10 protein-coding genes are annotated in these 11,844 nt (G+C 63.9%); 7 read left to right on the forward strand and 3 right to left on the reverse strand.

What is annotated here, in order from left to right:
* Positions 1-272: 272 nt before the first annotated feature.
* The 6 genes from VH569_RS33785 (at position 273) to VH569_RS33810 (ending at position 6,243) form a co-directional block, all read left to right on the forward strand.
* Positions 273-1,166, forward strand: coding sequence for a hypothetical protein (locus VH569_RS33785; protein ID WP_423321471.1), 894 nt, complete (start codon positions 273-275; stop codon positions 1,164-1,166).
* Positions 1,167-1,206: 40 nt separating this feature from the next.
* Positions 1,207-1,386, forward strand: coding sequence for a hypothetical protein (locus tag VH569_RS33790; RefSeq protein ID WP_423321473.1), 180 nt, complete (start codon positions 1,207-1,209; stop codon positions 1,384-1,386).
* Positions 1,387-1,626: 240 nt separating this feature from the next.
* On the forward strand, positions 1,627-2,259 hold the full coding sequence (locus VH569_RS33795; protein WP_423321475.1) for a tyrosine-type recombinase/integrase: 633 nt from the start codon (positions 1,627-1,629) through the stop codon (positions 2,257-2,259).
* A 248-nt stretch (positions 2,260-2,507) separates the two neighbouring features.
* On the forward strand, positions 2,508-4,268 hold the full coding sequence (locus VH569_RS33800) for a caspase family protein (protein ID WP_423321477.1): 1,761 nt from the start codon (positions 2,508-2,510) through the stop codon (positions 4,266-4,268).
* Complete coding sequence (locus VH569_RS33805; protein WP_423321478.1) at positions 4,265-5,125, forward strand: hypothetical protein; 861 nt, start codon at positions 4,265-4,267, stop codon at positions 5,123-5,125. Before VH569_RS33800 ends, VH569_RS33805 begins: the two co-directional genes overlap by 4 nt.
* Before the next feature lie 764 nt (positions 5,126-5,889).
* Positions 5,890-6,243 carry a hypothetical protein gene (locus VH569_RS33810; protein WP_423321480.1) on the forward strand — a complete coding sequence of 118 codons (354 nt, stop codon included), beginning with the start codon at positions 5,890-5,892 and terminating at the stop codon, positions 6,241-6,243.
* 366 nt (positions 6,244-6,609) lie between these two features.
* Here the strand turns inward: VH569_RS33810 and gyrB are convergent, their stop codons facing one another.
* The 3 genes from gyrB to dnaN all read right to left on the reverse strand — a co-directional run bounded on the left by gyrB (position 6,610) and on the right by dnaN (position 11,563).
* Complete coding sequence (gene gyrB / locus VH569_RS33815) at positions 6,610-9,093, reverse strand: DNA topoisomerase (ATP-hydrolyzing) subunit B (RefSeq protein ID WP_423321482.1); 2,484 nt, start codon at positions 9,091-9,093, stop codon at positions 6,610-6,612.
* Between the two features lie 90 nt (positions 9,094-9,183).
* Complete coding sequence (gene recF / locus VH569_RS33820; protein ID WP_423321484.1) at positions 9,184-10,368, reverse strand: DNA replication/repair protein RecF; 1,185 nt, start codon at positions 10,366-10,368, stop codon at positions 9,184-9,186.
* 64 nt (positions 10,369-10,432) lie between these two features.
* Positions 10,433-11,563, reverse strand: a complete 1,131-nt coding sequence (gene dnaN / locus VH569_RS33825; protein WP_377808173.1) for a DNA polymerase III subunit beta — start codon at positions 11,561-11,563, stop codon at positions 10,433-10,435.
* 178 nt (positions 11,564-11,741) lie between these two features.
* On the opposite strand from dnaN, the gene VH569_RS33830 reads away from it, so the two are divergent.
* Positions 11,742-11,844: transposase (locus tag VH569_RS33830; RefSeq protein WP_423321489.1), on the forward strand; the 103-nt coding region annotated here is incomplete at its 3' end.

An 11,844-nucleotide genomic window follows, 5' to 3' on the forward strand; every position in this document is an offset into this window, starting at 1 on the left:
CGATGGGATCTCACATTTAATTGATCAAATTTTCGCTCTTAATTGATCAAATTTTCGCTCTCAGTGTTTCCTGAGAAAAATCGCTGTGTTCGGTTCTCATTCTCAAGGTTTGCTGAAATTGACACACTGCTAAGCGCCGGGGCTAAGGGAGGACTGCTTATGTCCGATAACCTTCCCTTATCGGACATAGATTGACGATGAAGTTAGAGATCGCCAAACTTGAAATGCGATCGGCATTCCAGCCCTTCGTGGCTCTTGGAGATGACACTGTCATGACCGATTATGCCGAGATGACGGACCCGGCAACCGAGATGTACGAACTGGCTGAGATGATCCGTCATCATCCCGGCATCCCGAGCACTCAGCCGCAGTACGATGCTTTGGCCAGCCTGTTCGGGACGGAGGTGGGCTCGGATGACTATTTCACGCTGATGGCGGCTGTTCGCCGCCGCATTGCCGACTTCGAGGCCCAGGTCAAAGCAAGCCCGAAGCTGCGTCCGCGCCCGCGCGATAGCGCGCTCGCCGCTCTGGCCAGCATTGCTACGGTCTTGAGTCCGCGCTGTGGTCACGAGATTTGGAACCAACTCGCCGCTCAGCGAATCACCGAGGCCCACATCACTGCTCTTGTCGGCCTGGAGCAGTATTTCGCCGACGCCCATCCGATGCAGCGTCTGACCAATACCGATCGGCAAGCCCTTGTTGCGGAGATGGATGCACTTCTGGCAGTCCTGGCCAGCGGACGACTGGATCTCGATACCTTGCTGATCGACGCGGTGTCGAAGGCCTTTCGCGATTTACGCCTCGTCCTAGAGAGATTTTCGTTCTTCGGTCGCCGCGCCGTCGAGGAAAAGCTCGTTATCGTCGCGTCAGCCCTCCGCGTCGCTGGGAACGCAGCGGGCACGAGGGCCTCGGCCGAAACGACGTCATTCATCGAACGGGCCATCACAGTGGTGAAGACGATCGTCAGCGTGGTCGTGGTCGTAGGGGGTGTCCAGCAGGGTGCCGTGGTGATTGGCGATGGAATTGGCTGGGTTGCCAAGCAGGCCATCGAGCAGATTGGCGCTCAGCGGCTGCTGACCGACCAGAGTCAAGGAGGGAAGCCACCTGAAGGTGACGAAGGCGAGATGACGCCCGCCGACGCGATTGCGGCGCCGATCGGGACGTGAACGCTCGGCACCAGACTGCATGCGAAAGAAGGGCAGCGCAATGGACGGCGACGTCCCAGGTCTGAACATCGGCATCGTCCCGGCCGAACCCACCGTGGGTTCCGGCCCACCGACCGGGCTGGACGATCTGACGCAGAAGACTCTGCATTATATCCGGCAGGCGAAATCTGAAAATGCTCAGCGCGCCTACAAGGCCGACTGGTGGCATTATACCACCTAGTGCATGCGCCGTGGCCTCCCTCCGCTACCGCCTAGCCCACCAGCAATCGGCCTTTATCTCGCCGACCTCGCATCTGAAAAGCGCGGCGGTGGTCTGGGTGGGCGCGCTGCCTCCATTGTAAAGCGCCGACTGTGCGGGCTTGCCTAGAGTTTCCGACAGCGTGGCTTTCTGCGCGACCGCGGATACCGTCACATCAAGGAAGTGATAGCCAGCATCCGCAATGAACACGCACGGCCACCGGTGCGGAAGGAGGCGCTTCTCGCCGACGATCTTTTGCGGATGACTGCTTGCCGTGACAATGATCTTCGCGGCTTGCGGGATCGCGCCATCCTTCTGCTCGGCTTCGCCAGCGGGCTGCGGCGCAGCGAGATCGTCGGCCTCCACCACGAGGCGGATGAGACTGCCGACGGCCGCGGCTGGGTCGAGGTGCTGGAGGGCGGGCTGGTCCTACACATCCGCGGCAAGACCGACTGGCGCGAGGTTGAGGTCGGGCCGGGCAGCACGCCCCCGAGTTGTCCGGTGGCGGCTCTGAAGAATTGGATGGAGTTGGGCCGCATCACCCATGGGCCGCTGTTCTGCCGCATCGCCCGCGATGGGAAGCGCGCCCTGACCGACCATCTGTCTGATAAGCATGTCGCCTGCCGGGTGCAGACCACCGCTGTCGCCGCTGGTATTCGCGATGGTTTGTCGGAGGGCGAGCGCCGCCACCGCTTTGCCGGCCATTCCCTGCGCGCCGGGTTGGCCACCGCCGCCGAGGCAAAGGAGCGCTTCGTCCAACGGCATCTTGGCCATGCCTCCGCCGAGATGACCCGGCGCTACCAGCGCCACCGCGACAGTTTCCGCGTCAATCTCACTCAGGCAGCCGGCTTATAAAGCTGCTTTGAAGTCACAGCAGCGTCGCGTCATAGGACAACCAGGGAGCCCATAACGTACCTGGGGGGCGGTCCATGGCCAGAATACGGCACGCGCCGCCTGCTGTGTGGCGACAGCTTACCTGTAGCGGAAGGACCGGTTCCGCTACAGCGTGTGCCGGGCCAGCGATTGCTATCCGCGTCAGGATCGGCTTAGCTACCGGTTGTCCAGGCGTAGCGACTTGGAAGGTTCGGATTGCGGCATAGGAATTGAAATCTCGCGTCATCAGCGAGCGAGGGGGGATTATGGGGAGAAAGCGTGCCGCCGTCGTGATCGGGGTGAACAAGACGGGGGGCGGGCTTACTCCATTGCAAGCCTGCGTGGACGGTGCCAACGATGTGGCGGAATGGCTGAGGGGGGAGAACTTCGATCGGTTGGACGTCTTCACCGATGAGGACGAGAGCGGCGCCCAGCGGGAGGTGACAGCCAAGATGCTAAAGACTGCTGTCAAGGACATCGTCAAAAGCAGACTCTACAGCCAGCTCGTGATCTTCTTTTCCGGACACGGATCCTTGAAGAACAGGGACGAATTTTGGCTTCTCTCCGGGGCTCCCGAAGATAGCGAAGAAGCCATCAGCTGGACCGAGACGTTCGAACTTGCTAAGGAGTGCGGGATTCCAAACGTCGTCCTGATTTCAGACGCCTGCCGAACCAAGCCGACGACGCTCCAAGCCATGCGCATCAGGGGCAGCGTCCTTCTTCCAAACCAGGCGGAACTGGGTCCGACAGGCCAAGTGGACAAGTTCCTCGCCACGACCTTAGATCGCCCAGCTTACGAGGTACTACTCACCGCCGACGGAAAAAAGATCAGCGTCTTCACGCATTGCCTGCTAGAGGCGTTTTCCAGGCCCAAAGCCGACATGGTCGATACTGTCACAGAGGACGGCGAGACAATTCGGGTGGTTACCAACCGCAAACTGGGGAGCCATCTCAAGAGCCGCGTGCCTGAACTGATCCAGTCCATAAACCCGATCTACGAACAGATGCCGGATACCGAAGTTCTGTCCGACGCCTACATCGGCAAGGCCGGCGCGGTGGAAATGCCTGGGCCAGACATCCTCGGGTCTCTGCTCAGAGTGATAACGACGGTCAGGGTCCTAGTTGGCGTCATAATAGGCAGCCCCTGGACGACTACGACGATGAGCCATGGGGGACTCCCGGAGCAAAGCTCGCCCATCGCAGTCCAGTTTTCTGAATTTGCTTTTGAGGCCGAGACCGGCTTAGTGGTTCATGGTGCCCGTATAGACGATATCTTCATCTCTCACAAAGCTCGGGCGATGATATTGCAGCACGGCGACACGCCAGGGACGGGGCTTGTGACGCTCGACATCCCGGAGGGCGTGGCCAGCGTTGCCATCCGCTTCCGGAACGGCCACGGCACGGTCATCGCCGGCCTGCGTGGATACATCGCCCATGTGACGGTCGAGGGGAGGGCGGTGACCGACGTCAGCTATCTTCCCTCCCCAAACAGCGACAGATGGACATCCTACCTCGCCCGAAGCTTCGAGCTTGAAATGCTTCGTGAGAAGACGGCGATGGAGGCGCTTGAAGGCGTGTTTCGGCTCTCCGACCCGCACGAGGCGGAGGCGTTCGCCCGTACGGCCCGCATGGAAAAGAGGATCGATCCCGCGCTCGGCCTTTATGCGGCGTATGCCTATTCCCAAGCCAGCAATCAGACTGCGATCGAATCCATCCAGCAGTATATGCAGCATGATCTTGGCGCGTGCCTTTTCGACGTCGCGCTTCTGGCGAAAGGGGTGCGCATGCCGGAGGACGGCGGCCCGACGCTCGTGCCGTTCTGCCCGATGCTCACGCAAGGATGGAACCAGCTTCGTTTGCGCAAGGTCGTGCTGCCGCGTGTCGTTGCCGATGCCCAGGACGAACTGGAGGAATCGCTATGGACAGTCTTTACGCCAGAGCGCTTCGACAAGATCGTAACCGAAATGACGGCTGACGGGAGGTTGAGATGAAGGTGATGTTTGTCCACGGCCGAAGCCAGGGCGGCAAGGTGCCAGCAGATCTCGAAGCGACGTGGATGGGCGCGTTGCGCGAGGGGTTGGAAAAAGCAGGGCTCGCCCTACCAGACGGCGTCGAGGTCGACTTTCCATTCTATGCCGACGATCTCGACCGATTCGTCGAAGCCTTCGCCCTCCCTGCCGATCCCGCGTTTACGCCAAAGGGAAGCCCGGTGTTCGACGAGTACGCTGAATTCAAGGTGCGGGTCGTCGACGAGATGCGCGTCCGGGCGGGCATTTCAGATAGTGCGGTACAAGCCGAGGCTGGGGACCTCCCTATGGAGAAGGGGCCGCAGAACTGGGCGTGGGTGCAGGCGGTTGTCCGGCTGCTCGACCGGACATTCACGAGCCTGCCCGAGGGAACGCTCGAAGTGTTCCTGCGAGATGTGTTCCTGTACACCCGCAAGACAGCGGTTATGAGTACAATCGATGCAATCGTCGCGGCGCGCCTCACGAGCGACACCAGGGTAGTCGTCGGGCATTCGCTGGGCAGCGTCGTCGCATACAACGTTCTGAAGGCAGCGGCCGGTAAGCCTCCGTTGTTCGTGACAGTGGGCTCTCCGCTCGGCATCCGAGCGATCCGCTCGACACTGGGCGTCCTGACCAACCCGGCAGGCGGCAAAGGATGGTACAACGCCTACGATCCGCGCGACGTAGTTGCTCTTAATCCGCTCGACGCGCTGAATTTCGGCGTTGATCCAGCAATAGCGAACTATGGCGGGGTAGACAACCAGACCTCCAACCGGCATGGCATCGTCGGTTACCTGAACGATCCGAACATCGCACGCGCAATCCGCGCGAGCTTCGATTGACGCCGGCGCCGCCCCATTCCGGTACCGTCACCTGTACATAGCACTCCGTCCCAGAGTCGAACTGTACTAGTATTAGACTTTGTAGGAGCCGATAAATGGGAATTTGGGAAAAGGATAGGGTCAAAGTTGACAATTGCCCGTGTGGCAAGGGGCGCATTGAGCGTGTCGACGAGTCTCCCGATAATCCATGGTCCAGACCTCACTCTTATTATGAATTGGACTGCGCCGAATGCTCGGCGAAATGGTTCATGAGCCCTTATGGGGCTCTCACAGAGCGAGCATCAGAGGGCGAATATACGGCAGCGTCGAAGGCTAACGCGTTCGCATCTGCCGCATTGCGGAACTACCTAATCTCCTTACTGGCTCAATTTTCTTTCCCGCCCTGTAAACGTCTGACTGATGAATTCAATTTTCTCTCAAGTCAGGGGCTCTATCACGGGAAGATAGGGCAATACATGTTCGCCCGGCGAACACTCAAAATGCGCGACTTGGCAGAAGTTCGTGCGGACTCGCCTATTGTGCCCACTTTGGTGGAGGCGCACGGCAACGTCGGTCAATATCAGTCTCTTGTTGACGCGGCCGCATCAGCAGAGGTCGCGGCCTCTGCCACGTATAAGGCGATAAAGCGCATACATTATCCTAGTATATAACGCGAGGATTACTGGCAATTGGCTCACGCTGCAGTTTGATGCCATCCAGTCATGCCCGACAGAAGATCGCCGGCGCTTCCTAGTGGACAGGGCGCACCTACGGATCACCTTATTATGCGCAAGACAAAAATAGCGATTGCTCTGGCACTCGCGCTTCACACCCTGCCGGCGACCGCTCAAGATTGGTTGTGCATCGGCGTCGTCAAGACGGGCAACAACGCTGATCCTCTCATCTCCTCGCGTGCACCTCTTTTGCTGACCATCACGGGCAAGATGGCGACGATCTCGTTCGGCCCCACACAGGTCCAGTACCCCACTGGCACTCCCTCCAGCGACGGCAGGATCCTCAATGGATCCAATGCTCCAAGCTTCCTATTCAATCCGAACGACCGGTCCATCATGCTCCGCCTGCGCGACGGCTTGCCGGCGGATCAGCGTTGGTTCGAGGGGCAGTGCAAACCCACGTGAGCCAGCCTCATGCCGCTTTGTTCGGTTCATGACCAGGGGATCACTTTGTTAGAGTGCACCGCAAAGCCGCGCTGGAGCTTCGCCCGGGGTCGGTGATAACGAAGCCAAAGCGCACGCCTTTAGCCCTAACTCGATCCATTTACCGGATCGTGAGAGGGTAGAGGGCAAGGCTTGAATGTCTCGCGTTGCGTGCTCGATTCAGGCGAAGCAAATAGAAAGGGCGGAGCCTTTATGGCCCCGCCCTCTTTGTTCGTTCTCGGGCTCCGGAGATGGATCCCGTCGTCTCAGATGATAGGACGGTTAAAAGTTTCTCAAACTTAGGATTCGGTTTCTCATCCTTTGCTTAATTGACCACCACCACCGCGATCACACGTCCAGGTTCGATACCTTCAGGGCGTTGTCCTGGATGAACTCGCGGCGCGGCTCGACGACGTCGCCCATCAGGGTGGAGAAGACCTCCTCCGCCTGATCGACGTGGCTGACGCGGACCTGGAGCAGCGAGCGCTTGGTCGGGTCCAGCGTGGTTTCCCACAGCTGGTCCGGGTTCATCTCGCCCAGCCCCTTGTAGCGCTGGATGGTGACGCCGCGGCGGCCCAGCTCCATCACCGTGTCGAACAGGGCGACCGGGCCGGTCAGGGCGCGGCTTTCCTTCTGCTTCTCGAAGGCCTTGCCGGCGGTGCCGAACACCCGCTTCAGGTCGGCGGCCAGAGCGTCCAGGCGACGGGCCTCGCCGCTCTTCAGCAGGTCGGTGTCGAACAGGTGGCGGTGGGTGACGCCGCGCCGGGCGCGGATCACCGCATAACCGCCCTGGGGCAGCGCCTCGCCGCGCCAGCCGCCGTCGGCGTCCAGCCCGTTCATCCGCTCGGCCACAGTCTGCGCCGCGGCCTCGGCCGCCGCCTTGTCGTCGGCCAGGGCGGCGGACAGGGTGCCGGCGACCGCCGCCTGCTCCACCACCATGGCGTTGCCGACCTTGCGCGACAGCGTGTCGATCGCCGGGCGCGCGGTGCGGGCCTGCTCGACCAGAGCGGCCAGCTGCTCGCCGATCAGCAGGGAGCCGTCCGACAGCCGGACCGACAGGTCGCCCAGCGCCGCCTCGACCAGATACTCTTCGAGCGCCCGGTCGTCCTTCAGGTAGCGTTCCTTGGCGTTGCCGCGCTTGATGCGGTAGAGCGGCGGCTGGGCGATGTAGAGATAGCCGCGCTCGATCAGGTCGGGCATCTGCCGGAAGAAGAAGGTCAGCAGCAGGGTGCGGATGTGGCTGCCGTCCACGTCCGCGTCGGTCATGATGATGATCTTGTGATAGCGCGCCTTGTCGGCGTTGAACTCGTCGCTGATGCCGGTGCCCAGCGCCGCGATCAGCGTGCCGATCTCCGCCGAACCCAGCATCTTGTCCAGCCGGGCCCGCTCCACGTTCAGGATCTTGCCGCGCAGCGGCAGGATGGCCTGGGACTGGCGCGAGCGGCCCTGCTTGGCGGAACCGCCGGCCGAATCGCCCTCGACGATGAACAGTTCCGACAGCGCCGGGTCGCGCTCCTGGCAGTCGGCCAGCTTGCCCGGCAGCGACGACATGCTGAGCGAACTCTTGCGCGTGATGTCGCGCGCCTTGCGGGCGGCCTCGCGGGCGGCGGCGGCTTCCACCACCTTCTGGATGACGCGGCGGGCGTCGGCCGGATGTTCCTCGAAATACTGGGCCAGCGCCTCGCCCACCACCGCCTCGACGACGGGGCGGACTTCCGACGAGACCAGCTTGTCCTTGGTCTGGCTGGAGAATTTCGGGTCCGGCACCTTCACCGACAGGACGCAGGTCAGCCCCTCACGGGCGTCGTCGCCCGACAGGCTGACCTTCTCCTTCTTGGCGATGCCGGATTCGGTCGCGTAGTTGTTGATGGCGCGGGTCAGCGCGGCGCGGAAGCCGGCGAGGTGGGTGCCGCCGTCCTTCTGCGGGATGTTGTTGGTGAAGCAGAGCGTCGTCTCGTGGTAGCTGTCGTTCCACTGGAGCGCGCATTCAACCGTCACCACCCCGCCATGCTCGGTCGGCCGCTCGTTCTTCAGCGTGATCGCCGGCTTGTGCAGCGCCGTCTTGGAGCGGTCGAGCCAGCTGACGAAGGCTTCCAGGCCGCCTTCGTAATGCAGGTCCTGCACCTTCGGCTCCACCCCGCGCGCGTCGGTCAGCAGCAGGCGGACGCCGGAGTTGAGGAAGGCCAGCTCGCGCAGCCGGTGTTCCAGCGTGGCGAAATCGAACTCGATGTTGGTGAAGGTCTCGGTCGAGGGCATGAAGGTGACTTCGGTGCCCGACAGCGGCTTGCCCTTCTCCGGCACCATCGGCGCCTCGCCGACGTCGGCCAGCGGCGCCTCGGCGTTGCCGTGGCGGAAGCGCATGGTCCAGGTCCGGCCGCCGCGCCAGATGCGCAGATCCAGCGTTTCCGACAGCGCGTTCACCACCGAGACGCCGACGCCGTGCAGGCCGCCGGAAACCTTGTAGCTGTTCTGGTTGAACTTGCCGCCGGCATGGAGCTGGGTCATCACGACCTCGGCAGCCGAGACGCCTTCCTCCGAATGGATGTCGGTCGGGATGCCGCGGCCGTTGTCGCGCACCGTGACCGATCCGTCGGCGTTCAGCACGACCTCGACCTTGTCGCAATAGCCGGCCAACGCCTCGTCGATGGCGTTGTCGACCACCTCGTACACCATGTGGTGCAGGCCGGACCCGTCGTCGGTGTCGCCGATGTACATGCCGGGGCGTTTGCGCACGGCATCGAGCCCGCGCAGAACGGTGATCGATTCCGCCCCGTAGTCCGCCTGCTGGGGCTCCGACTGCGGGAGGTCGTTCTTCAGTGCTTCCTGTGCCATGCGTCGACTATAACAGATTCGGTTGCGGATACGGCGGTTTAGCGTGCGTCGGCATGCTTTTTTTCCGGGATTTTTCCCCGATTTCCGCCCCTATCCGGGGCGGATGTGCGCGTCTTCGATGTGGAAGCGGCGGGCATCGTCCCCAAGCGGGTCGAAAACCCCCTCGTCGGTGCCCGTCATCCAGGCCTGGGCGCCCAATGCCAGGATTTCTCCGAACAGCGCGGCGCGCCGCTCGGGGTCGAGATGGGCGGCCACCTCGTCCAGCAGAAGGATCGGCGCCGCGCCCCGTTCGGCCGCCAGCAGCCGGGCGTTGGCCAGCACGATGGCGATCAGCAGCGCCTTCTGCTCGCCGGTGGAGCACAGCCCGGCCGGCATGTCCTTGGGCGCATGGCGGACGGCGAGGTCGCTCTTGTGCGGTCCCACCAAGGCGCCGCCGCCGTCGGCATCGGCGCGGCGTCCGGCACGCAAGCTGTCGCGCAGCGCATCCTCCGCCGCCAGCGCCGGACCGTCGTCCAGCCAGCGTTCCACCGTGCCGGCGACGGTGAGGTCGGCGCCGGGGAAGGGGCCGACCGAGCGGGCGCAGGCGGCGCGCAGCCGCTGCACCACCTCGCGCCTTGCCGCGGCGACGGCGATGCCGGTGGTCGCCATCTGGTCCTCCAGCGCGCCGAGCCAGCCCTCGTCGAAGCGGCCGTCGCGCAGCAGCCGGGCGCGTTCGCGCAGGGCATGCTCGTAGCGCGACAGCCGGCCGGCATGGGCGGGGTCGAAGCCGAAGACCAGCCGGTCGAGGAAGCGCCGCCGTCCGCTCGACCCTTCGAGGAACAGGCGGTCCATCTGCGGGGTCAGCCAGACCATGGCGACATGGTCGGCGAGTGCGGTCTGGCCCTTGGCCGGGTGGCCGTCGATGCGGACCAGCCGGCGGTCGCGCTCGGAGCTGCGGCTTCCGTCATGGGGCTCGCGGCCGGTGCCGATCTCCACCGGTCCCAGCGGGGTGTCGAGCGTCGCCGCCACCGCCCAGCCGGCGCCGGGGGGCGAGCCCAGCCGCTCGACCTCGGCCAGCCGGGCGCCGCGGATGCCGCGGCCGGGGGCGAGGAAGCTGACGGCCTCCAGAAGGTTGGTCTTGCCGGCGCCGTTCGGGCCGATCAGGGCGACGGGCCGGCGGTCGGGCTCCAGCCGCGCGGAGTCGTAGCCGCGGAAGCGCGTCAGCGTCATCCGCCTGACCGCAAGGGCCGGAGCGAAGGCCGGAGTTGCGGCGGACACCGGGGTGTCGCCGCTCATCGAAACTGCCGTGTGGTGCAACTGGTCCGTTCCGCCTGGGGCGGGGAGGATCCCCGCAGCCCCATCACACGCGCATCGGCATCAGGACGTAGAGCGCGGTCGAGTCGGCGACGTCGCGGATGATGGTCGGCGACGCGGCGTCGGCCAGCGTGAACTGGGCGCCCTCGCCCTCGATCTGCTGCGTGATGTCCAGCAGATAGCGAGAGTTGAAGCCGATTTCCAGGGGGGACTCCTGGTAGCTGACCTCCAGCTCCTCGGTCGCGCTGCCCGATTCCGGGCTGGTGGCGGACAGGGTGAGCGCGCCGCGGACCAGCGACAGCTTCACCGCCCGGCTCTTCTCGGTGGAGATGGTGGCGACGCGGTCGACGGCGGCGGCGAAAAGCTTGGCGTCCACCTCCATCACCTTGTCGTTGCCGACCGGGATCACCCGCTCATAGTCGGGGAAGGTGCCGTCGATCAGCTTGGAGGTGACGACGACGCTGTCGAAGCCGAAGCGGATCTTGTTGTCGGACATCGACAGCTCGATGCGGTCGGCGGCCTCGTCGACCAGCTTGCGGATCTCGGTGACGGTCTTGCGCGGGATGATGACGCCGGGAATGCCCTCGGCCCCGTCCGGCAGCGGCATCTCGACCCGCGCCAGCCGGTGGCCGTCGGTGGCGACGGCGCGCAGCACCGGCGTCTCCAGGCTGCCCATCTTGCTCTTGGCGGCGTGCAGGTAGATGCCGTTCAGGTAATAGCGCGTCTCCTCGGTGGAGATGGCGAAGCGGGTGCGGTCGATCAGCCCGCGCAGGTCGGCGGCGGCGACCGAGAAATTGTGCTTCAGCTCGCCGCTGGACAGCTGCGGGAAATCCTCGACCGGCAGGCAGGACAGCTTGAACTGCGACCGGCCGGCGCGCAGCGTCAGGATGGTGCCGTCGCCGCCGATGTCCAGCTCCACCTGGCTGCCGTCGGGCAGCTTGCGGACGATGTCGAACAGGGTGTGGGCGGGGGCGGTGGTGCCGCCGGGGCGCCCGACCGTCGCCGGGACCGTCTCGACGATCTCCAGATCCATGTCGGTGGCGGCCAGCGACAGTTCACCGTCGCCCGCGCGCAGCAGGACGTTGGACAGGATCGGAATGGTGTTCCGCCGCTCGACCACACTCTGCACGTGACCCAGGGAACGGAGAAGGGCGGCGCGTTCGATGGTGATGTTCATGCTGGCGTCGTCTCGGCCGGAGGGGAACTGTTCTTGCGGACCCACCGGGGTTGCGGGCCGTTGTCCGGCCGTCCCGCCCCGAGCGGGCGCGCATCATACCACATCGACGGGTGCGTCGAACCAAATTGTTGCGGCTAAGAGCACCTAACAAAACGGCGTTTGGGCTGTTGAGAGTGGCATGGCTGCACCTCTGGTCTCCGACGCCCTTTGGGCCCTGATTGAACCGTTGCTCCCAGCGGAGCCGCCCAAACCGAAGGGCGGGCGGCCTCGGCTGGACAACC

Origin of the sequence: Azospirillum sp. 11R-A (genome assembly GCF_049472615.1) — a bacterium.
GTDB lineage: Bacteria > Pseudomonadota > Alphaproteobacteria > Azospirillales > Azospirillaceae > Azospirillum > Azospirillum palustre.

Coding starts and splice junctions, on each gene's coding strand:
- VH569_RS33785 (WP_423321471.1), top strand. CDS start 273: ATGACCGATTATGCCGAGATGACGGACCCGGCAACCGAGATGTACGAA.
- VH569_RS33790 (WP_423321473.1), top strand. CDS start 1,207: ATGGACGGCGACGTCCCAGGTCTGAACATCGGCATCGTCCCGGCCGAA.
- VH569_RS33805 (WP_423321478.1), top strand. CDS start 4,265: ATGAAGGTGATGTTTGTCCACGGCCGAAGCCAGGGCGGCAAGGTGCCA.
- VH569_RS33810 (WP_423321480.1), top strand. CDS start 5,890: ATGCGCAAGACAAAAATAGCGATTGCTCTGGCACTCGCGCTTCACACC.
- gyrB (WP_423321482.1), bottom strand. CDS start 9,093: ATGGCACAGGAAGCACTGAAGAACGACCTCCCGCAGTCGGAGCCCCAG.
- recF (WP_423321484.1), bottom strand. CDS start 10,368: ATGAGCGGCGACACCCCGGTGTCCGCCGCAACTCCGGCCTTCGCTCCG.
- dnaN (WP_377808173.1), bottom strand. CDS start 11,563: ATGAACATCACCATCGAACGCGCCGCCCTTCTCCGTTCCCTGGGTCAC.